Genomic DNA, 22,575 nt, shown 5'->3' on the forward strand with positions numbered 1-22,575 from the left:
ATACTATTCCAGAGATATTGACTTGTAACTGCTTACAATTCCCCAGGTTAACAAAAATTGAGCGACATAATAGGTAAACATAACGAATATGCGTACATCCGCTTGCGGATAAATGAACAGATTAAGAGCGAGACTTAAATCAGATATCAGAAAAAATAATGCGCCACTTCCAATAGTTAAACATTCATTATTGACCTGAAATGCGGTAAAAGCCATGAACATTAAAACACAGAAATAAATCATGACGGGAATCAACAAGGCTCCCAAGGATGGAATAATCATATAAGCGATAAATCCCATGAATAACAAAACGGGGAGAAAATAAGCTAAGTGTACCCCATTGTACTTAAAGGACTTTAAAAATAGAGTGATATAACAGCAATGCGCCAATAAAAAACAGCCTATGCCCAACTCCAGTTGCAGAGCGACAGGCACTGTTAATATGATATCACCAGCCAAAGAGAAACCTAGTGCAGCAACTAACACCATTTTGGTCCATGACAGCATGTCGCGTTGCAAAACAGCAAGGATCAAACAGGCTATAGGTATTGGTTTTAATAAGGTATTAAGTGGAAAACTAATAAAAGATACTAATATAAGATAAAGAGCAGCTGTGAATAAAAACGCGTTCGATGCGGGTTTAGGTAAAACGTAAGCCATGATCAGTCCTTTATTCAGTTTAGTCCTGGAAATTCGTTTTTTAATTTAATAGGGTTTGTTCACAAGTGTTCGAAAAGCCTTAGGTTAAGGGATGTGAGCCTGAGCGCTCCTCACTTTTTATACATCATCCTCGCTAAGGCGGGGATCCATTAAGCAAACACAATCACGTGCTAATTTGATGCATGGATTCCCGCCTTCGCGGGAATGACGTACATTTCACCCAGATAAAGCTAAAATTAACCATTCAAGCAATGAAATAGCAGGATTCTTCAGCGCTTTCGCGAGGTTAACAACCTTATAAACAATACAAAAATTATTATACTCTTCATTTATACGTAATGGCACACTTGTTTTATCATAAACTGGTGTGCCAGTTTAATCTGCTCTAACTCATTTTCGGTCTGGGCGCTGCGCTTTTAGGAACGCTATCCCCATAAAGATAAGAATTAACCAGAACCAGTGCGCTCTCCGTTAAGGACAAAGCAACTCCTGACATTTTAATCACATCTAAAAATGGACTCGGATCGCCACTACTGGAGTATATTTCATACGCTTCTGCGGCAAGCAACAAAAAACCGGCAGTAAACTGTACTCCACCTACTATCTGTCCCATATAGGAATAAGCTGAATCATCCCCTTTATTTCTATAATATCTGTTACCAAAAAAACCAATGGCTCCAACGACCATTCCTCCTACTGCCGTAACAATATTATTTTTAGTTACGTGTTCAGTCGCTTTTCCCAGCGCATAGAGAATAGCTGGTCCTCTGGTTGCGAGCTGAACATTCAATTTTCTTGCACTTTCATATACATCAGGGCCTAATTGACTGTTGCCTTCTGGATTATTCTGTGAGTTTTCAAGCTCGTATTTTTCTTGCGTCATTGCTTACTCCTTTATATCGTAACTCCTGTATCGATCCATTTCCTGATTCAGGAAACTGTGCTCATTCTACTTAAAGTTCGTTGAATAGACACTATTTTTTCTAATATGAGGAACAAATCTAAAACCTGGACTATAGTTAAAATAACTAACTAAAATAACAACGGATTATGAAATTCCGAGTGGGGGGAAACCATGTTCATGCGATGGCTAGGGATAGCTTCATTATTTGTTCTGCTGAATACTTCATGTTTTGCTGAGGAACATGAAATTGCAATCACTATAGATGACTTACCATTCGTTGGTTCTGGTACCAATACCCCTGGAAACTTAAAAAGAACGCAAGAACGATTTATGGCAATTGTAAATACACTGGTAGAAAATCAAGTACCAGCTACCGGTTTCGCCATAGGCGGAGCTGTAGCTAAAAATGAATGGGATTTATTAGAAACATTTCGTAACCAAGGCTTAACTATTGGCAATCATACTTATACTCATAAGAGCTTAAATGGAATGTCTGCAGAAAAATATATTGCGGATATAGAACGAGCAGACACTACTTTAGCACCTGTAATGACAGAGCCTAAATATTTCCGTTACCCTTACCTGGCGGAAGGCAAGGGTGAAAAAAAACAGAAAGTGCAGGAGTGGCTTGCTGAACATCAATACACCATAGCTCCAGTAACTGTAGACAGCAAAGATTATGAGTTTAATGCTCAGTTCTATAGAATTCCCTACAGAAAAAGACCTCAAAGCATCAATTCATTCAAAAAAAGATACCTTGCCTTTATCTGGAGTCAAACATTAAGAGCCGATAAGAAAGCAAAAAAAGTAGAAGGACAGCCAATAAAGCATATTCTTCTAATCCATGCGAACTTGCTTAACAGTTTATGTCTGGCGGATATTATTGAAATGTATCGAAGTAATGGGTATAAATTTATTACTTTAGCTGAGGCCTTAAAAGGTAATACGGCTCCAGTTATTAATGATTCTTCAGCAGCAACCCCTGCAGCTGAGACTGAGCCCAAAGAAGAGACTAAACCACAATAAACGGGTCTATTGAGGATTCATTGTTTCAATTACCTGTATACGTCTACGTACCGTGCTTTATGCACGGTATCCAGACTATGCACCGAGGATTAAGTACTCTCCTCATTATGTATCACGCCAGGAATGTAATTATTTAAGTCGCAATGATCACAATCAACCCCGTCTTTGCGAACAACGCGAAGACGAATTATAATACGGAACACCAGTAAAAGTAGCCATTATTAGAGGAAGCCCTAGAGTGCGGTACCGTGCTCAGCTTGTTCTTGCACGTTACACAACACTGTGGGATTTAAGAAATCAAGCCAGTTTTTCTAAACGAGATACCGCATGACGTGGCAATAACAACCAATAGTGTCCTTCATTTTTCATGTGGCCTGCAATTAAAGTCGCCTTGTCACCACCACCCCAAAATACGTCACCCCTAACTTTACCGCGAATAGCACCTCCAGTATCCTGAGCGATCATTAATCGCTGCATGGGCTTATTCACATTAGGATCTTTACTGTCAGGTCGAGTAGTACTTAACCAAAGAGGTGCTCCCATAGGTATCCACTCTCTATCAATAGCAAGTGAATATCCCGGGGTAAGTGCAACCCCCTGAGAACCCAAGGCAGCATCTAATGATAGCTTACGAAAGAATACAAAAGATTTATTCTTATTGATTATCTTATCCATTTGTTTGGGGTGCGCTTCCAAATATCGCTTAATTGCCTGCATAGACGCATTATGTTTTGTCATGATCCCTTTTTTAATTAATACACCGGCAATAGCAGTATAAGGAGCACCATTTTGACCATCATAGCCAACAAATACTCGTGTCCCATCTTCAAGTTCAACAATACCTGATCCTTGAATCTCCAGGAATAATCGGTCTATAGGACTATGAATCCAAAGCAACACTTTTGCGGAGTCCTTAATGGCTCCTTTATTGATTTGCTCTCGAGTATAGAACGGTACAATTTTATTGCCCGTAATACGCCCAACTATTTTGCGATTTTTCATATGAGGTATAAAGAGTCCCAGATCAATAGTCACTAAATTACTGGGCAATTCATAGAGCGGAACACTAAATTCTTTAGTTTTCTTGTAGCTGCCTTTTAATGAAGGCATATAATAACCGGTAAATAATCCTTTTACTGGTTTTCCATCATAGAATTCAACAGGAGAGAACCATTTCTGAAAAAACGATTTTGCCGATTGTTCACTGACAGGATTAAGTTTAAGTGCGGCATGACATGCTGGTTGCCAGTCCTTCGCCTGTAGATCAATTTTATCGGTGCCAACAACACGTTCCGGATCCTGTTTGATAAACGCACGACAGGAAGTTTGGAATGTCATTAGAGATTTTTTGAATTCGGCAGCGTCCCAACCCGGTAATTGATTAAAATTGACCTGACGAAAAGTGGGCTTGGGCGACCAATACCACCATACCGAAATACCAATGCCCATTAACACCAGGGCTACTGTAAAATAGATAATTTTTGATTTCATAAGAGGTCAATTTTTACACGTGATGGAGTAAATTGCAACTAAAATTTACAGGGTTTGACTCATAGCACACGAGCTGAAGCAAATTAATTATTGTTTTTATTCACTTTTTTTACAGGTCATTTTTTTTGAAAAAAGCAGTCAAACAATTCTTAAAGACACCAGTTTCAAGGCATTTATATAGGCTAATAAATTACGTAGATCCTCATCATCAACACGCGAAAAAACAGGGTTTTTATCTACATTTGTTACAAAAGCAACAAAAATCTGGCTTAAATCCAAACCACCTGAGCTGTCACGACGCTTAATTAACTCTATCAATTTTTTCTCATAGGAGAGCAAATCAAAATGAAACATTAAAGCTGTTTCATGTGCCCTTCCCAAATCAATAGTAACTAATATATGACTGATTGTTGCCTGAATAATAACCAAAGAGTCAAAGCATACCGTAAAGATACTTAACATATTTTGCTTCTTAAGACTTAGACTCTCATTACCTAGTGCCGCGATCAAACCTCGACACTGCCAAAAGAGATTAGCCAAATCATGCTGAGAACGTTGATCCTCAGCAACCAAAAGAACCTGCTCCAAATTAAAAGCAGTGAACTTGTGCAATTTATCTATATAACGTTTTAATATAGTCCAAACATCAGATCGCCACACAACATTAGCAACAATAAAAGTGGCTACAATTCCAATAACAATTCCAGCAAGTCGTTGTAAAGGGGGATCAAGTCCTAAAGGTGGACCACCTTGCTGAGCAAGAGTTATGATTAATGCAATATTAGCCTGTAAACCAATATAAGAATATTGAGTATATTTGAACATGAAATAGCTAAATGCCCAGACAAAAAATAATACGATGACAATTAAATCAAACAGATCCATCTCAAACACACTTAAAGAGATTAACGCGATCCCTCCACCTAAAAAACAACCGGTTAACCGATGAAGACTGACATGCTTCATATCAAAAAGATTTTTACCTTTTATTGATATGATCAAACTACTTATTATTCCATTTAATCCACCAGGCCAATTACTAACCAACCAAAAGCCCAGAGCCAATAGAACGGATAATCCTGCTTTAATGCAGTGTTTAATCAAATCGAAATCCGAACGCAAACGTTGTTGTTTGCTAATGACTTTATATTTTGGAGTCATCGATATCGGATTTGCAGAAAATAATGATTTGATGAGAATAAAATTCTGATTTAACTGTTTCAAATAATTTATAAATGAATAAATAAAATCACTTTTTACTGAAAACGTGTTTTTTTTACTATAAAGTTTTTGTTCGAAATGAACCAAAGCATCGCCAGTTTGCAAAACAATAGGTTCTGTCTGCAACGTGTTAAACTTGGATTGAAGCTCTAATAAGTCATGCTCGATAGCAGCGAATAAGGGCTCGATATTTAATTTGCTTAATGATGCTAACTCCGCAGATTGTGGTTGAACAATAATAAGATACTGAAACTGTCGTGAAATGGAACACAGGGTATCGAGATAGGCGCGTATTTTATCTACATGCTCCTTTTTGACACCCAGTTCCTGATTTAATGCCCCGATCAATTCGATCGCAGTTCGTAATTTTTTCTTTATTTTTAAACTGCGCTCAGCCAGTTCTGAGTTATCCTCGCTGGTATGAGTGATCATCTCGTGCAATTGTTCAAATTCAGCTAAAAAATCATCAAAAATGTCATGAACCTGTACACCAATATTATCTTTAATATGATTGGGAAAAATGGCATAAGCGCTTACTGCGGCAACCAAAACCCCGATACCAATTTCAACAGATCTCCAGATCGCCACATAAAAAGCATTTTGCGGGTTTAACGCAACCTGTGAAATAATGATGAATACACATAAAGCACCTAATAAATAAGCATAACCATACTTACTGTAATTAAAAAAATAAACACTGATTGCAATAACCAGGAAACAGCAGATTAAATAGAGGAGAAAACTGTTAACAACGAGTCCAGCAATAAAATAACCCAAAAATGCACCGGCAATAGTACCAATAATACGCATCATTGCTTTATCGATAATAGAACCTGTATACAAATTAGATACAATAACTAAGGTCATTCCCGACCAATACGGGGTATCCAGATGAAATTTGAACGAAATTAGTACGGCAATCAAGGTTGCTAAAGCTGTTCTTATAGCTGCCCGGTTTTCAACGCTCTGAGGCCAAATGAACACCGGATCACCTGTACGTTATTGTTGTGGCGCTGGCCCCTATTCGCATAGGATAGTCATCGGTCAGATCATCTATATAAATACGTACTGGAAATCGCTGCGCGATTCGGATCCAATCTTCAGTGGCCTTCATATAAACCAAAGTTGAATTGGCTACGTTACCCCGAGCTACCCGATTTATACCCCAACCAATACTTTTCACATGACCATGGAATACTTTACCAGGATACATATCTATCATAATTTTAGCTTTATCTCCGGGTTTAATCATTCGGATTACAGTTTCTCGGTACCGAGTTTCTACCCACCATTGTTTTGTTTCAATTAAAGCGAATAGCCCTTCCCCCACTTTAATATACTGACCAATACGCAGATTGAAATTGGTAATATATCCGTCTTCAGGCGCAATAAGCGTGGTATGATTTCTCAAATAAATTGCCTGATCCAGTTCTGCCTGCGCCGCTAATATCTCATTATCATCCAAATTCGTTTGCGCAATTTTTAATTCTTGCTCTGCTTGAGCTATCGCAGCCACCTGTTCTTTCATTTTATCCGTTAAATTGATCAGAGTAATTTCAGGCACATCCCCCTTCAATTCTAATGGTTGATAACGTTTATAATGATCCTGAGTTAAGCTCAGCATTATTCTGCATTGCTTCAAGTGTTGTTCTGCCTTAACTACAGCTAATTTATCATTCTCATAATTTAATTTGGCTATATTCAGTTTTGCTTTAGCCTGCTTTAAGGCATAAATATAAGGAAGAGGATCAATTTCAATGAGTTTATCGCCTTTCTTAACCCTCTGATTTTCTCTAATGTATAATCGAGTCACTGGACCTGAGACTAGTGAAGCCATATTGACAAGATTTGCAGAAACGTAGGAATCGTTTGAACGAGTATCATAATATGCAAAATAGCGATAGCAGCCGTACCCGACCATCAATAATAAAACCACGCTGATTTGTGGCCAATATTTAAATTCGGAAACATTGAATAAACGCATCCATGAAACCTTTTTATTATGTATGTTTATAACAATACAACCTTGCAACTGCATACTCAAGCGAATCCAGACGCATTATTGCCTGATCATAACCGATTATCGGGCATCAATACCCCTGCCTTGAACATCAGAGATATACCGCCAACTGCTGATACCAGTAGAAACTTGATGTGTTTCTCCATGACATGATTCGGAGGCACTTTCTTTTATATTCCTTACCTGTAAAACTGATGCAGCAGGATTGTATGCATCAGGACTCTGCAATAGGGTTATTCGGATGTGATGTGTCGAAAGCATTTGTCCCTCTTTCTGCGTCACCACACAGGGATAATCCCCCAGATCTTCAATCAAATATCGGTAGTGTTTATCGCTACCTGGCACCAGACATCCCTCATTTTTGACTAATTTGCCAATTACTTTATCCGCACCTTTCGTCGGAATAATACACTCCTGGTCAATCAAATGCAGTTGCAGTTCTGTCAACTGCATCAGAGTATCTTCCATTTGATAAAAATTCTGATGTTGATATTGCTGACGGTTTAGCGCTTTACTGTATAAGAATACATGTTGGATACACGTTAGAATCAACAAGCTGATGACGCATATTGTGCAAAGGGTCATCAAAAATATAAATCCATCACAGCGTCTGTTCATGCTCCACGGACCACAACGATGAGTTCATGCATCTTGTCTTGTTCAAGTCCCATTTTAATCGTAACAATTTTTTTACCGTGAAGGCTTTGCTGTGTAGTAAAAAATGAATGAATATAAGGAGATAATTCTTCAGTTTGACCCAACTGATAATGTAAAGTATTAATATGTTGTGAGTTTGGTTTTATGAACCATTGCTCCTCCAGCCACTCTCCTGCATATAGAGAATTTTCGTAGGCGTACATTCTGGGTTTGGCCAATGTAATGAGCTGGCCATCAGTCTTTTGTTCTACTTTCAAAATCTGATGAACTTCTGCGTGAGTACAATCTGCAATAACTAATGGTCGACGCTCATTGATCACTACGGGAGAAGAAACGACTAACTCGGTTGGGCTAAGGAATGAAACGTTTTCTGAAAAAACATCACTCATTCGGTTTATTCGAATAGATGGACTCGAGTTATTGTCACTTTTAATGCCCCAAAGAGTTTGTCCTGCCTTGCGCATGTCTACAGTCGTTAATTGTTCTATGCCCAAACATGGAGTAAATCCGGCTCTTCTAATGCTGTCAGTTAACAAATCAGTGACCCATTGCAACTCAAAACGCTGTTCCAAAACATTCTGAAATTCCAGATAGTGACGTTTGGTACTTAAATACATGTGAATCAGAGTGGATAAAATAATACTTGCCAGAAATAAGCTGATTAATACTTCAGATAAACTGAAACCTGTTTGTCTGTTCATTAGACCACATCCCCTTTTCTTATTGTACGGGTTATGGATTCTCTGCGATTGAACCACTCAACTTGCACGATGAGCCGACTTGATTCATTTTGAACACTCAGATGATAGGGTGCGGGCACAGGGGGAATTGTACTTACTTGACCATATACAGACTCACTCACAAGATCAAGAAACTGTGAAGCTCCTGCATGCAAGACCAATTGATTAATAAATTGACGTGTTTTCCATTGCTGTTGTAATAAAGCCAGTGCAATAGTAGTCACCAGCATTAAAGAAACCAGCACTTCAATAAGGGAAAATCCCTTGAGCTGCTTCATAATACTTCTTCCTGAGGTTGGATCCCGGCCGAAGATTAGCGCCCTCAATTATAAAATGCAACAAAAAATTTGGGTCATCCTCGCGAAAGCGGGGATCCATTAAGCGATGTGGCTTTGTGCTAATTTTTAGGATGGATCACAGCCTTCCGAGTCTAGCCAGCTGATGCAATCCAATTGCTTCCACAAGGCTCATCTTCCATGCCAACAATTTACTGAATTCATTCGTGACAGCAAGCACAGGCTTAGGTAATATGAAATTCAATTTTTTGGAAAGGAACGCTTTATGTCCATTGATTTTCAACAACTACCCCATCCAGGAATACGGTCTTTGGTTCCCTATAAACCTGGCAAGTCCATTGAAGAGCTGGCTCGTGAAAAAGGGCTTAGCGATATAATCAAACTGGCCTCGAATGAAAACCCGCTGGGTTGCAGTCCAAAGGCATTAGCCGCATTACGAAGCATGCCCTCTCAAGTCATAGCGACGTATCCCTCACCAATCAATCACCCACTAATACCCAAACTTGCCAGTCATCTGGATATACATACTGATCAGTTATTTCTTAGCAATGGATCAGATTTTATAGTAAATATCTTATTGAATAGCTTTGCATTGCATACAAACAAACATATTCTGACTCATGATTATGCGTTCACTACCTATTCCATTCAAGCCAATACCTTGAATATTCCCGTCCACAGTGTTGCAATCAAAGACGACTGGCAAATTAACTGTGATAACCTGATTAATGCATGCACCGATCAGACGGGTTTGATTTTTTTAGCCAACCCTAATAATCCAACAGGGTTATTAACCAGTCAGGAAGAAATCAAATATATATTAGAACAGATCCCTGCTTCCACCCTGTTAGTTCTTGATGAAGCCTATTATGAATATGCTGTTTCGGCAATGACCTGCAACAGTATCGACTGGCTAAATGAGCACCCAAATTTAGTTATTACCCGAACTTTTTCAAAAATATATGGAATGGCGGGGTTACGCTTGGGTTATGCCATCGCAAACCCGGATATCATCTCTATCCTACAACGTGTTCAATTGCCTTTTACAGTAAACCAGGTTGCTCTCACTGCCGCCACAGCAGCGTTAGATGATGAGGAATTCATTCAACGAAGCATACAAACCAATAAGGAGGGAATGATTCAGATGCGAGATGGTTTCGACCGCTTGGGCATCAATTATTTACCATCGCAATGTAATTTCCTTACCTTTGATTGTAAAGAAGACGGTATGGAGCTTTATAATTATTTACTGAATAGTGGTATTATTGTAAGACCACTACATGCCTATAAAATGAATAATTATATAAGAGTCACTATAGGAACCAATGAACAGAATTCTCGATTTCTAACCGCACTGAATAACTATTATCTATAATTAAAGGAAATAATATGACAAGTGATTTAAGCAGCAAACATTGTGAATCCTGCGAAGGCATAGGAGCAGCATTAACAGCAGAACAAATTAAAAACCTAATGCCACAGCTTAATAAACACTGGCAAGTGACTCCAGATAACAAAATAATTAAGCGTTCATTTTCATTCAATAATTTTTATGAAACGATGGCCTTCGTCAACGCTATAGCATGGACAGCAAACATTGAAAATCACCATCCTGATCTGGAAGTCGGTTACAACTACTGCCGAGTCAGCTTTATGACGCATGCACTAAATGGTTTAACTCATAATGACTTTATTTGTGCAGCAAAAATTGACAGGTTGCTTGAAGAATAACGATTCATCACCAGATAATCCCGGATTATATCATGTAACAATCCGGGATATCTAAAAAGAGTAGATCCCAAAGCAATCTACTCTACACATTACTTAAGGACGATCATCCAGTTCTTTACGTTGACTGGGTAAAAAGTCTTTTCTATCCAGTCCCATAGCTACCGCCAGGGCTCCTGCAACATAAATTGAGGAATAAGTTCCAATCAGGATTCCAATGATTAGAGCAAGAGAAAATCCATGAATTGTCTCACCACCATAAACAAACAAAGCCACGACAACAAATAAAGTCAGCATTGACGTCATAATGGTTCTGGATAAAGTTTGGTTTATCGATATATTCATGATTTCGATTGGACTGGTACGACGAATTTTAACAAAATTCTCACGAACTCTATCAAAAACAACGATGGTATCATTTAAGGAATAGCCAATCACAGCCAACAATCCAGCCAATGCCTTAAGATCAAATTCAATACCAAACAAAGCAAAGATACCGAGGATCAGCACCGGATCATGAACCAGAGCGACTGCAGAACTTACCGCCAGTCGGTATTCGAAACGCATGGCGATGTAAATCATGGTAGCCAGTAAGGAAACAATAATAGCCAAAGCCCCTTTAGTAGCCAGCTCCTGCCCCACTTGCGGCCCTACAAAATCAACTCGTTGCTTGGTTGCACCGGGTAACGCAGACATGACCTGATCGACAAGAAGAGCCGATTCTTTATCAGCACGTGGCGCGATGCTGATCAGTACGTCTTTAGAGGTGCCATAACTCACAACCTGCGCTTCTTTAAAGCCAATTTTAGCCAGATTTTCCCTGATTGAAGGTAAATCTGCGGCATTGGTATAAGTGACTTCTATTTGTGTTCCGCCGGTAAAATCAAGTCCCCATTTCAACCCATTGATAGCCAGGGCTCCAATTGAAACAACAAAAATTAATATGGAGAACATCGCCGTCCAGCGGCGTGCTCCCATAAAGTCCACTTTTGAATTTGGATTAAAAAATTCCATCTGAGCCTCGCCTTATATACCTATAGATAATTTTTTAACGGTACGACCGCCATAATACCAATTGACTATTGCCCGGGTATAAGTAATAGCTGTCAACATTGAAGTTAATAACCCTAAAGAAAGAGTTACAGCAAACCCGCGAACTGGACCAGTACCTACCGCAAACAAAATGATGGCTACAATTAATGTAGTCACATTCGCATCAAGAATGGTAGAAAAAGCACGCTCATATCCTGCATGAATTGCAGCCTGGGGAGATAATCCCAAACGCAACTCCTCTCGGATACGTTCATAAATCAATACGTTCGCATCAACGGCCATACCCACGGTCAATACAATTCCCGCGATACCCGGTAGAGTCAAAGTAGCGTCAATAATTGATAATAAAGCGCCGAGAAGGACTAAATTTAGCAATAAAGCGAAGTCAGCAATCAATCCAAACAACCGATAGTACACCAACATCAATACTAAAATCAGACCCATACCGACTTCCAGAGAAATAATTCCTCGACGAATATTCTCTTTACCCAAAGTAGGTCCTACAGTACGTTCTTCAATGGGATAAATAGCTGCAGGCAATGCCCCGGCTCTCAGCAATAGTGCCAGATTACTGGCTTCCTTACTGTCAGTAAGACCAGTAATCTGGAAGTTATTTCCTAAAGCATTCTGAATGACAGGAGCACTGATGACTCGCTCTTCTCTATGTGTCACTCGTGTTTCAACACCATTAACCGTTTTCATTGTGTTCTTGGTTTCAACGTAAACTATTGCCATACGTTTTCCAATATTTTCACGAGTCACTTTAGTGAACAGACTTTCACCGCCCCCACCTAATTGAATTTGAACTGCAGGAGTCGCTGTTTGTTGATCGAAACTTGATACTGCGGAAGTAATAGAGTCACCGCTCAAAACGACCTGGCGTTTCAAAAGAATAGGATGTCCATCCATCATATACAATTTATCACTGACCGGAACTACTCCAGTTTGCTTGGCAATCTGAGGATCATTTTCCTGATCAACCAGGTAAAATTGTAATGTCGCAGTGCCGCCAAGAATCTGTTTGGCTCTGGCAGCATCCTGAATACCCGGTAAATCCACAGCAACGCGAGTAGCACCTTGTTGCTGAACAACAGCCTCACCCACGCCTAATTCATTAACCCGGTTTCGTAGAATACTCATGGTCTGCTCTATAGTATTCTGTCTAATGCTGTTTAACTCTGCTGGAGAAATAGAGCCTAATACGGCATTTTTAACCTTGCTTTTGATAAATACCACTTCGGGTATTTTTTGTTTCAGTTCTACCAACGCATTTTCCATGGACTCTGCATTACGGAAACGCAAATCAATTCCCTTATCCGGGACATATCGAATACCCGAATAACGTACACCAATCTCTCGCAGCTCCTGGCCAATACTTTTCATAATGCCTTCATAGCGGCGGCTGATTACACTTTCCACATCCACTTCAAGAAGAAAATGTACCCCACCTCTAAGATCGAGACCTTGTTTCATGGGCTCTGCGTGTATCGCTTGCATCCAATGAGGGGTCGTTGATGCCAAATTCAACGCTACGGTGTACTGACTTCCCAGACTGTTTTTAATTACGTCCTGTGCCAATAATTGTGAATCAGTTGAAGAAAAACCAACCTCAACACCCTGATTTTCAATAATAAGTGACGTGTAATCAATCTTGGCAGCCTTTAACGCTTCTTCTACTTTGGCTTTTAAGGCCTCTTTATCATCAGTGTCTTCTGCTGAAATCTGTACAACTGGATGCTCGGTGTATAAATTAGGTATGGCATAAACAAATCCGATGACTGCAATGAAAATCAGCAACAGATTTTTCCATAGAGGGTATTTATTTTGCATTTGCGTGTCCCTATGACAAACTTAAAGAGATTTTAAAGTGCCTTTTGGCAATACGGTACTTACTGCGCCTTTTTGCATACTAATCTCTATACCTTCGGCAGGGCTGATTTTTATGTATTGCTCATCCAAACTCACAACCTTGGCTAACATACCTCCGGTAGTAATTATTTCATCACCCTTTTTTAAACGACTAATTAACTCACGATGTTCTTTCGCTTTTTTATTTTGAGGTCTGATTAACATAAAATAAAACAATACAAATATTGCAGCGATCATAATCAGCGAAAATGTTCCATCATTTTGTGCAGCTGGTGCCGTTGTTGTGGCTGCGGCTAATGCATCACTAATAAAAAAACTCATAAAATCTCCTCAAATCTACCATTAATTTATTGCATTCAACTTTATTCCCAAATGTTATTGAAACTCTGATTAGAGGTCTATTGACTGTCGGGTTAAAGTCTATTGTTCAACAGCGTGACATCATATAGCGAATTGAACCTAAGGTAAATGAAAGGAATCAATTTCCGTTTATTTTCAAGTTGAACGTTGCGCCTGAAAAACATTATGTTGAATTAAAAATCGCTGACATAATAAGGGAGTATGGAGATAAAGATGGTGTAAATAAGCCTTGGTTAGTTGCTGGGAACACGTGGGACAGTCACAGTCCGGATCGATTACATCAAACTGTAATTCCGTAGATGAATCGATTAAATCCACAGTATCTGAACCAGAATATACAGTACCCTGAAAGGCGGACAGCGCAGGTTCGTCAGACTCAATGTACTCCACACCGAGATCGCGCAGGCTGTGGATTAAATTCAAAGGAATCTTGCCGGACATATAAGAAGGCAGATGCGACCATCTGGACAAATATTCTGTAACGGATTGATTGGTATGTTCATCCACAAAATTAAAATAAACACCATGTGGTTTATGACACGCCTGATTGACCAAATCGTTTATTGGAATATAAGGTATAATTGAATTATCCAAGGTTTCCCACAATTCGGGAGCATCATTAATCGCATTTTTGGGTACTAGGAATACATCCGGTTTTAAGTTGTTCACTAGCTCAAACAGTTCAGAATAATTGAATTTTATCCTTGCTCCATCAAAAGGTGAAATAAGAGTAAATATACCTTCTTTATTAGCCAAAAGACGGGATGCATTTAAAATAACGGTACCAGGCCAGCCCAGATATGCAGCAAGATTATCTATTTTTTTCAATAAGTCGGCGCCGGGTTTTAATAATAAATCATCCAGATAACATGCAACGGTTTTTACATTAACCTCGTGCCAATTGGCTGAAGTGAGGCAGGATCCAGCTTCTGTTGTTACTACAGGTACATATTGTTGAACTTTGCCTGACATCTCCAATCCCCCAACTATAATAATAGGCTTGTATCACCGTAACTAAAAAATCGATACCCTTTTTTGATCGCTTCCTGATACAGATCCATAGCTTGTTGGTGACCTATAAACGCAGACACCAGCATCAGTAAAGTAGATTCGGGTAAATGAAAATTCGTCATTAAACCATCACATACCTTAAATTGATATCCCGGATATATAAATATATCGGTATCTCTACTGCAGGGGCTTAATTCACCATCTCTTGCTGCACTTTCCAGACTGCGAAGTGCTGTTGTACCTACAGCAATCACCCTGTTGCCTGCAGCTTTAGTCGCATGAACAGCGGCACATAACTCTGGGCTCAGAGTGAACTGTTCGCTATGCATTTTATGGTCTTTTATATTATCACAACGTACTGGTCTGAATGTACCTGCACCAACATGCAGAGTGACATAAGAGATATTCACCCCCCTTGATTTCAAACTGGAAATAACGGCATCATCAAAATGCAAGCCTGCGGTGGGTGCAGCTACAGATCCGGCATGTTTTGCATAAACAGTTTGGTAACGATCTTCATCCAATAATTCATCATTTCGAGTAATGTACGGGGGTAATGGGATATGCCCCAGAGTATTTAAGAGAGATAACGCGTCACAATTGGATTTACAGACAAACAAATCATCATTTCTATCCAATATTTCCAATTGATTCCCTTGTTCAAGCTGAATGATGCCTCCAGGTTTCAATGCTTTACTGGCTTTAATATGGGCCAGAAATGTGTTCGGACCAGTGATTCGTTCAACTAGCAATTCCACTTTTCCGCCGGATAATTTATGACCATAAAGCCTTGCCGGAATCACTTTACTGTCATTCATTACCAATAAATCACCTGGATTTAAAAAATCTGCGATTTCTCTGAATTGATAATGCCCATATTCACCTGATTGACGATTATAGGTTAATAATCGTGAATCACTTCTTTGCGCCAAAGGATATTGAGCTATGAGCTCTTCTGGCAAATCAAAATAAAAATCCTGCTTATTCATAAGACAACCTGAAAATAATTTGATGGAATTATACACTGATCTGCGCGAATTAAACTATTTTTCCAAGTTTAGGTGAAGAATCCTAGAGGGTCCTACCTCCTAATCGAGGTTTAATCAGTTTATCACAACTTATTAGAGAACGAATTTAATAGGTTTTATTGATATTCATCAAATTATTCTCTACGTCCCGCGACATGTTCCTGAACGAACCTCATTTTTTATATGCCACCCTACGCGGTTTTGCGTCACCCTCCGCTTGCCATCTCCGTCGCCCTCCGCTTGCCATCTCAGTCACCCTCCGCGAAGGCGGAGGGTCCATGAAAGGTAACTTCAATACTGATAAACCACAACACATATCCATATCCATATCCATATCCATATCCATATCCATATCCATATCCATATCCATATCCATATCCATATCCATATCAGTACATTGCAGCATATTAAAAAGGAAACCTTATATTCTGGTATAACAGCAAGTCTCATCAAAAGGATTAGAAAACACTAGAATACAACGATTATGAAAATCACCAACAAAATGATAAAGAATGGCCCCTCCGCCTTCGCGGAGGGTGACTGAGATGGCAAGCGGAGGGTGACGGAGATGGCAAGCAGAGGGTGACGAAGATGGCAAGCGGAGGGTGACGGAGATGGCAAGCGGAGGGTGACGGAGATGGCAAGCGGAGGGTGACGGAGATGGCATACTGGTTCTAGGGATCCCGAGAACAAGACGCAGGACGTCGAAATCAGAATTATCAACATTCCCTGCTATATCATTATGATAAATTGCTTTAAATTACCACAATGAACATCACAGCGGTTACAATCCATATTAAAGTACTGGTTAAATAAGGGTATTCATAGTGTTTGAACGTTTTCTTCACGAGATATAAATCCAACAGCACTACAGGAGCTACAGATATTAGTGTCAATATAAGGATTAAAACGATCGGTCGAGCAATGGATTGAAAAGGAATTAATCCTGCTAAAAAAACCACAACTGCATTTAATATTTCCTGATAATAATAGAAGCCCCATAAACACAAATAATCAAAATTGAGAACCAGCCATGATCCCAAAAGTAAAGGAAGTACTAGTTTAGCTCCCTTAATTGCAAATATTTTCTTAAAAGTCCTTATGAACTCCTGAGCAAACAAAGTCATTATGGCAGCAGCAAAAACAACCAAAGCTAAAGTTAATAACATTTCTATTCCTTTAATACAGACCAAAGTGTAACAACAGATTATGATGCATCAACCCGGGACTGTTGAGGTGTGATCTCTATTGGCTCCATAACGAGGGCTTCTGAATGATCCGACTCAATGAAATGTCAACAGGCCAAAATTATCATCATGGCATAAGCCCAATATAGTTTATACTACTATTATCAGGCAGCAAATCCTACTCATACGATATGACATCTTGAAAACCTATGAGAGTCATTGTCTCGCTTCCAACTCCTCCCAACGTGCAAAATACTGTGATAATAACTCTTCTTCGCTCGCCAGTTTTTTAGTTACATCCGCTATAGTCTGTGCATCCTGCTGATAAAAATCAGCTGTAGCCATCTGTTGATGCAAGGCTTCAATTTTTTTCTCCAGCACCTCTATCTGCTGGGGTAGTTTTGACAATTCACGCTGCTCATTGAAATTTAATTTATTCGCAGCGTTCGTTCGTTTTGTTGTCGGTGTTTTGACTGCAGCAACCTCACGCTGCAGTTTTTTATGCATTTTATAATCATCATAACCACCTACAAACTCACTAAACTTACCCTCTTCTTCATAAACCAGAACACTGGTGACTACCTGATTAATAAAAGCTCTATCATGACTGATCAGGATTAAGGTTCCAGGATAGTCCATCAGCATTTGTTCCAATAACTCCAATGTTTCTATATCCAAATCATTTGTAGGTTCATCCATTACCAGGAGATTGACCGGTTTAGCAAAAAGTTTAGCTAATAATAATCTGTTTCTTTCGCCACCAGATAAAGATGAAACGGGTTGATTAAAACGTTCCGGTGAAAATAAAAAATCCTTTAAATAACTGGCCACATGTTTTTGTTTACCATTAATCGTGACGTAATCAGCGCCATCTCCAACATTGAACATCACTGTTTGATCTTCCAATAGATGGCGACGTAATTGATCAAAATAGGCAACGTTCAAGGAAGTGCCCTGTTTTATTGAGCCTGAATCCGGTTTAAGTTCACCTAATAACAATCGAACTAATGTTGTTTTGCCACATCCGTTTGGACCAATAATTCCAAGTTTGTCACCACGTGTAAGCAATAAGGAAAAATCTTTAAGAATTAGTTTTTTACCAATTGTATAGTTTACTTTTTCAGCTTCTATCACCATAGAGCCTGAACGAGTAACATCCAAAGCTAAAGATTTAACTGAACCTAACTGATTACGACGCGCTTTATATTCCTCTCTTAAAGCCTTCAGAGCACGAACCCTACCTTCATTGCGTGTTCTTCTGGCTTTAATGCCTGTACGTATCCAGACTTCTTCTTCAGCCAGTTTTTTATCAAACAAATCATTTTGCTTTTGTTCACTTAATCTGATTGTTTCGCGTCTATCCAGATATGTTTCATAATCGCACTCATGAAAATACAGTTTTCCTCTATCTATCTCAACAATACGATTAGCTACCTGACTCAGAAATTCTCTATCATGAGTTACTACTACAACACTGCCGTTAAATGTTTTTAAATAGGACTCCAGCCATTCAATCGCTTCAATATCCAAATGGTTTGTTGGCTCATCCAATAACAGTACATCTGGAGTAGCTAAAAGTGCAGCACCTAGCAAAACCCGACGCTTCATTCCACCAGACAAACTGACCATTTGTTCATTAATCGTAATACCCAAACGGCTTGCCATGGTTTCAATTTTTGGCAGCAAATCCCAGGCGTTTAAATTATCCATTTGCTGTTGAATTACAGCCAGTTTATCCATATCGTCTTGCTGAGACAATTCATTAAATCGAGTTAATACCTCGCCCACTTCACCTAAACTTTTTACAAGGAAATGATAAACAGACTCATCACCTGTAATAGGGACTTCCTGAATCAAACCAGCAATTCTTAACCCCGACAACTGATGCATCTGACCGCTATCAAGAACCAGATCACCCTGTAGCAATTTTAATAAGGTCGACTTTCCCGCACCATTACGTCCAACCAGGGCAATCCTGTCCTGTGGCTGAATTTGTAAATCAGCCTGATCCAGAATTCTATTGCCAGCTATAATAAGAGTGGCACCATTAAGCGAAAGAATACTCATAAATAAACTCTGTATTGAATAGTGTATGCAGCCCGGGTTGAATGAAGAACTACAGGAACTATAAATCAATGGGTTAATAACACATTATGTTACTTCTCAATTTTTTACTTGTCGTTTTAACACCAGCCGATTCGCTTCTTGTACCATATTAAATTGTGACAGTACATTCATTCCCAGTAATACTGTTTCATCATCAGCTCCAGGAATAATAACCGCTTTAATGTCTTTAAGCTCAAACTCACCAAAAGACAGTTGCTTTAAGCGGGTTAAGGAGCCAGTTACCTCACCATTTGCAGTTGATATGGTAACAGGATAGCGTCCAGTGATATGTAGTTGTTTTGCAATAGTTTGAGGTATGGCAACTAATGTAGCTCCAGTATCTACTAAAAACTCTACGGAAAAATCATTAATACTGCCTTTTATCCGATAATGGCCTTCCTTATCTGCGCTTAATATAAACTCACTGCGATTGGCAACATATACAGTGCTATCGGATTTATCATAATAATAAAAAAATACAAACAAGCCTGCAAATAAAATAATCCAGACTAATAAAAACATCACACGCCCGGCACGAGCGTATTGATCGTCGCTCATACGGCTAACTGTTTGAAGCAGATAAAACCATTACACCATCCATTTCAACCTTTGCACCACGTGGTAAGGCTGAAACCCCAATCGCTGCCCTGGCAGGATATGGCGCAATAAAATAACGACTCATTGCATCATTAATCAAAGGAAAATGGCTTAAATCCGTAAGATAAACATTAAGTTTCACAATATTCGCCAAGCTGCCGCCTGCAGCCTCACATACCGCGGTTAAATTTTCCAAAACCTGTGTTATTTGTAATTTAATATCATCACTACATATTTGCATTGTTTCAGGATCCAATGGAATCTGCCCTGAAAGATATACAGTTTGCCCACATCGTATTGCCTGACTGTAAGTACCAATAGCTTCTGGTGCCAATTTGGTGTGGATTGCTTGCATCAATTATCCCCTTGTTTTTTTCTGTATAGACGCATGACTACCTTATTTGCTCTTAAACGTCTCATCACTCGTGCCAAATGAGTTCGGTCGGTTACACTGATAGAAAAAGTAACGGCATTATGTCGACCATCGCGAGGATCAACATTAATGTTGCCTATATTAGAGTCCGCTTCAGAAATCGCAGTTGCCAAGGCGGCTAAAACGCCTCGTTCGTTTGCAACATCGACTGTAATATCAACCCAGTATTCCCCCTGAACCTGCTCATCCCAGCGTAGAGCAATGAACTGCTCAGGATGGCTGCGTGAACTGTTTAATGACACACAATCGCTGGCGTGCACAATAATTCCCCTGCCCTGTTGGAATTTTCCAACAATATTATCCCCTGGAATAGGCTGACAACATTCACCAAAGTGAACCACCATTCCCTCTGTACCTTTAATTGCCAATGGGCGGGTTTTACTTACTTTATCCAGTTCATTCGTATCCTGAGTAACAACCAGGCGTTTGGCAATAACCATAGCCATCTGGTTGCCAATTCCAATAGCATACAATAAATCATCAACAGTTTTATAATGCAAATCACTTAATAAAGCCTGCAATGATTCAGGCGGTATTTTGGCGTAATCACTGGAGAGTTCGATTAGCGACTGTTCTAACAAACGTTTACCAAGTACTATGGACTCAGCATGTTGCTGACTTTTCAGGAAATGCCGTATATTTGATCGGGCTTTACCCGTCACGACAAAATTCAACCAGGCAGGATTGGGATGAGCGCCGGGAGCAGTAATAATTTCAACAGTCTGACCATTTGACAAGGGAATGCTTAAAGGAACCAGCCGCCTGTTCACTTTAGCAGCGACGCAACTGTTACCTACTCCAGAATGCACGGTATAAGCAAAATCAACTGGCGTGGCGCCTTTGGGTAACTCCATGATATGACCCTTTGGTGTAAAAACATACACCTCATCGGGGAACAAATCTATTTTAACGTTTTCAATAAATTCAAGCGAATTCCCTGTGCTGCGCTGCATCTCTAAAAGACTCTGAACCCATTCCCTGGCTCTTAATTGCGCTTCATTTACTTCAAGCCCGGATGATTTATAAATCCAATGCGCTGCTACTCCATTATCCGCAACTTTATCCATTTCGCGAGTACGTATTTGTACTTCAAGCGGAACGCCAAATGGGCCAAATAAAGTAGTATGTAATGACTGGTATCCATTAGCTTTGGGTATACCAATATAATCTTTAAATCGTTGTGGAACCGGTTTATAAGTGCAATGCAAGGCACCTAAAATACGATAACAGGAATCAATATCCTCAGTTATAACGCGAAATGCAAAAACATCAGTAATTTCTGTAAACGACGCCTTTTTTTGACGCATTTTTCTATAGATGCTGTATAAGTGTTTTTGTCTGCCAAACACTTGCTCATAAGGAATGTTTAATTGAGCTAATGCATGCTGCAAATCTTTTTCAATAGTCTGGGTTAACTCTTTTCGATTACCCCGTGATTTTTCTACTGCTGATTTAATGGCTCGGTATCGCATGGGATATAAAGCCTGAAATCCCAAATCCTCAAGACCAACATAGATAGAATGCATCCCCAATCGATTGGCTATAGGCGCATAAATTTCAAGAGTCTCTATAGCAATCCGTCTGCGCTTGGCATAAGGCATAGCCCCCAAAGTACGCATATTGTGCAGGCGGTCGGCAAGCTTCACTATAATCACGCGTATGTCTTTAACCATAGCGAGAACCATTTTTCGAAAATTTTCTGCTTGAGCTTCTGCTTTGGATTCAAATTTGATTTTGGTTAATTTAGTAACACCATCGACCAGGGCAGTGACGTCTTCCCCAAACTGATTGGTTAAATCTTCTTTACTAATGGAAGTATCTTCCACAACATCATGCAGTAAAGTAGCCATAATGGTTTGATAGTCCAAACGCATTCTGGCAAGAATTAAGGCTGCGGCTACAGGATGAGTAATATAAGGCTCGCCAGATCGACGCATTTGTCCATGGTGTGCTTTTTCAGCAACCACATACGCTTGGTAGCATTTTTCAATTTGCGCCTGCTCAAGATAGCATTTAAGCTCTTCATCGAGCTCCTTAAAGTAGCTCACGCAGTACTCCCTAATGTCCAACATGGCCATTAATACCTCTCGTTGCCCAAGTTACGTTCTTATGCTACGCCGTTATTCCCTGTGCTTTGCATAAATACCGTAACTTGTACTTCAAGTAGTATGTATTTAAAGGACAAATC

Annotated in this window: 22 protein-coding genes; 3 read left to right on the forward strand and 19 right to left on the reverse strand. The window is 39.5% G+C overall.

What is annotated here, in order from left to right; translation table 11 throughout:
- Positions 1-3: 3 nt before the first annotated feature.
- Both Lqua_RS15390 and Lqua_RS15395 read right to left on the reverse strand, forming a co-directional pair.
- A complete protein-coding gene (locus Lqua_RS15390) occupies positions 4-660 on the reverse strand; it encodes a lysoplasmalogenase (RefSeq protein ID WP_058475175.1) in 657 nt (218 codons plus the stop codon).
- A 385-nt stretch (positions 661-1,045) separates the two neighbouring features.
- Positions 1,046-1,543 carry a hypothetical protein gene (locus Lqua_RS15395; protein ID WP_058475176.1) on the reverse strand — a complete coding sequence of 166 codons (498 nt, stop codon included), beginning with the start codon at positions 1,541-1,543 and terminating at the stop codon, positions 1,046-1,048.
- Between the two features lie 192 nt (positions 1,544-1,735).
- On the opposite strand from Lqua_RS15395, the gene Lqua_RS15400 reads away from it, so the two are divergent.
- Complete coding sequence (locus Lqua_RS15400) at positions 1,736-2,590, forward strand: polysaccharide deacetylase family protein (protein WP_058475177.1); 855 nt, start codon at positions 1,736-1,738, stop codon at positions 2,588-2,590.
- A gap of 297 nt (positions 2,591-2,887) precedes the next feature.
- Here Lqua_RS15400 and mltA read toward each other — a convergent pair whose 3' ends face one another.
- The 6 genes from mltA to Lqua_RS15430 form a co-directional block, all read right to left on the reverse strand.
- Positions 2,888-4,081, reverse strand: coding sequence for a murein transglycosylase A (mltA, locus tag Lqua_RS15405; protein ID WP_058475178.1), 1,194 nt, complete (start codon positions 4,079-4,081; stop codon positions 2,888-2,890).
- Positions 4,082-4,219: 138 nt separating this feature from the next.
- On the reverse strand, positions 4,220-6,286 hold the full coding sequence (locus tag Lqua_RS15410; protein ID WP_058475179.1) for an FUSC family protein: 2,067 nt from the start codon (positions 6,284-6,286) through the stop codon (positions 4,220-4,222).
- Positions 6,287-6,290: 4 nt separating this feature from the next.
- Entirely contained in the window at positions 6,291-7,286 is a 996-nt protein-coding gene (locus Lqua_RS15415; protein WP_058475226.1) for an HlyD family secretion protein, read from the reverse strand.
- 96 nt (positions 7,287-7,382) lie between these two features.
- Positions 7,383-7,940 carry a hypothetical protein gene (locus Lqua_RS15420; protein ID WP_058475180.1) on the reverse strand — a complete coding sequence of 186 codons (558 nt, stop codon included), beginning with the start codon at positions 7,938-7,940 and terminating at the stop codon, positions 7,383-7,385.
- Positions 7,937-8,680 (reverse strand): PilW family protein, encoded by a 744-nt coding sequence (locus Lqua_RS15425; RefSeq protein ID WP_058475181.1) that lies wholly within the window; start codon positions 8,678-8,680, stop codon positions 7,937-7,939. The genes Lqua_RS15420 and Lqua_RS15425 overlap by 4 nt, the downstream gene beginning before the upstream one ends.
- A complete protein-coding gene (locus tag Lqua_RS15430; protein WP_058475182.1) occupies positions 8,680-8,997 on the reverse strand; it encodes a type IV pilus modification PilV family protein in 318 nt (105 codons plus the stop codon). The genes Lqua_RS15425 and Lqua_RS15430 overlap by 1 nt, the downstream gene beginning before the upstream one ends.
- Before the next feature lie 283 nt (positions 8,998-9,280).
- Here Lqua_RS15430 and hisC point away from each other — a divergent pair, with 283 nt between their 5' ends.
- Positions 9,281-10,390 (forward strand): histidinol-phosphate transaminase, encoded by a 1,110-nt coding sequence (gene hisC / locus Lqua_RS15435; RefSeq protein ID WP_058475183.1) that lies wholly within the window; start codon positions 9,281-9,283, stop codon positions 10,388-10,390.
- 14 nt (positions 10,391-10,404) lie between these two features.
- On the forward strand, positions 10,405-10,746 hold the full coding sequence (locus tag Lqua_RS15440) for a 4a-hydroxytetrahydrobiopterin dehydratase (RefSeq protein WP_058475184.1): 342 nt from the start codon (positions 10,405-10,407) through the stop codon (positions 10,744-10,746).
- 93 nt (positions 10,747-10,839) lie between these two features.
- Here the strand turns inward: Lqua_RS15440 and secF are convergent, their stop codons facing one another.
- The 11 genes from secF to spoT all read right to left on the reverse strand — a co-directional run bounded on the left by secF (position 10,840) and on the right by spoT (position 22,435).
- Positions 10,840-11,757, reverse strand: coding sequence for a protein translocase subunit SecF (gene secF, locus Lqua_RS15445; RefSeq protein ID WP_058475185.1), 918 nt, complete (start codon positions 11,755-11,757; stop codon positions 10,840-10,842).
- A 12-nt stretch (positions 11,758-11,769) separates the two neighbouring features.
- Positions 11,770-13,626: a protein translocase subunit SecD gene (gene secD / locus Lqua_RS15450; protein ID WP_058475186.1), complete on the reverse strand. Its 1,857-nt coding sequence runs from the start codon at positions 13,624-13,626 to the stop codon at positions 11,770-11,772.
- Positions 13,627-13,647: 21 nt separating this feature from the next.
- The gene (gene yajC, locus Lqua_RS15455; protein WP_058475187.1) at positions 13,648-13,986 is read right to left on the reverse strand and encodes a preprotein translocase subunit YajC; all 339 of its coding nucleotides are present in this window, start codon (positions 13,984-13,986) and stop codon (positions 13,648-13,650) included.
- A 174-nt stretch (positions 13,987-14,160) separates the two neighbouring features.
- Positions 14,161-14,997, reverse strand: a complete 837-nt coding sequence (locus tag Lqua_RS15460; protein WP_058475188.1) for a queuine tRNA-ribosyltransferase — start codon at positions 14,995-14,997, stop codon at positions 14,161-14,163.
- A 14-nt stretch (positions 14,998-15,011) separates the two neighbouring features.
- Positions 15,012-16,025: a tRNA preQ1(34) S-adenosylmethionine ribosyltransferase-isomerase QueA gene (gene queA, locus Lqua_RS15465; RefSeq protein ID WP_058475189.1), complete on the reverse strand. Its 1,014-nt coding sequence runs from the start codon at positions 16,023-16,025 to the stop codon at positions 15,012-15,014.
- Positions 16,026-16,236: 211 nt separating this feature from the next.
- Positions 16,237-16,470, reverse strand: a complete 234-nt coding sequence (locus tag Lqua_RS18540; protein WP_058475190.1) for a hypothetical protein — start codon at positions 16,468-16,470, stop codon at positions 16,237-16,239.
- 349 nt (positions 16,471-16,819) lie between these two features.
- On the reverse strand, positions 16,820-17,233 hold the full coding sequence (locus tag Lqua_RS15475; RefSeq protein ID WP_058475191.1) for a hypothetical protein: 414 nt from the start codon (positions 17,231-17,233) through the stop codon (positions 16,820-16,822).
- Between the two features lie 234 nt (positions 17,234-17,467).
- The gene (locus Lqua_RS15480; protein WP_058475192.1) at positions 17,468-19,318 is read right to left on the reverse strand and encodes an ATP-binding cassette domain-containing protein; all 1,851 of its coding nucleotides are present in this window, start codon (positions 19,316-19,318) and stop codon (positions 17,468-17,470) included.
- A 96-nt stretch (positions 19,319-19,414) separates the two neighbouring features.
- Positions 19,415-19,915: a retropepsin-like aspartic protease family protein gene (locus Lqua_RS15485; RefSeq protein WP_058475193.1), complete on the reverse strand. Its 501-nt coding sequence runs from the start codon at positions 19,913-19,915 to the stop codon at positions 19,415-19,417.
- A gap of 4 nt (positions 19,916-19,919) precedes the next feature.
- Positions 19,920-20,309 carry a RidA family protein gene (locus Lqua_RS15490; protein WP_058475194.1) on the reverse strand — a complete coding sequence of 130 codons (390 nt, stop codon included), beginning with the start codon at positions 20,307-20,309 and terminating at the stop codon, positions 19,920-19,922.
- Positions 20,309-22,435, reverse strand: a complete 2,127-nt coding sequence (spoT, locus tag Lqua_RS15495; RefSeq protein ID WP_058475195.1) for a bifunctional GTP diphosphokinase/guanosine-3',5'-bis pyrophosphate 3'-pyrophosphohydrolase — start codon at positions 22,433-22,435, stop codon at positions 20,309-20,311. The genes Lqua_RS15490 and spoT overlap by 1 nt, the downstream gene beginning before the upstream one ends.
- Positions 22,436-22,575: the final 140 nt, after the last annotated feature.

It is taken from the genome of Legionella quateirensis (assembly GCF_001467955.1).
Classification (GTDB): Bacteria; Pseudomonadota; Gammaproteobacteria; order Legionellales; family Legionellaceae; genus Legionella; species Legionella quateirensis.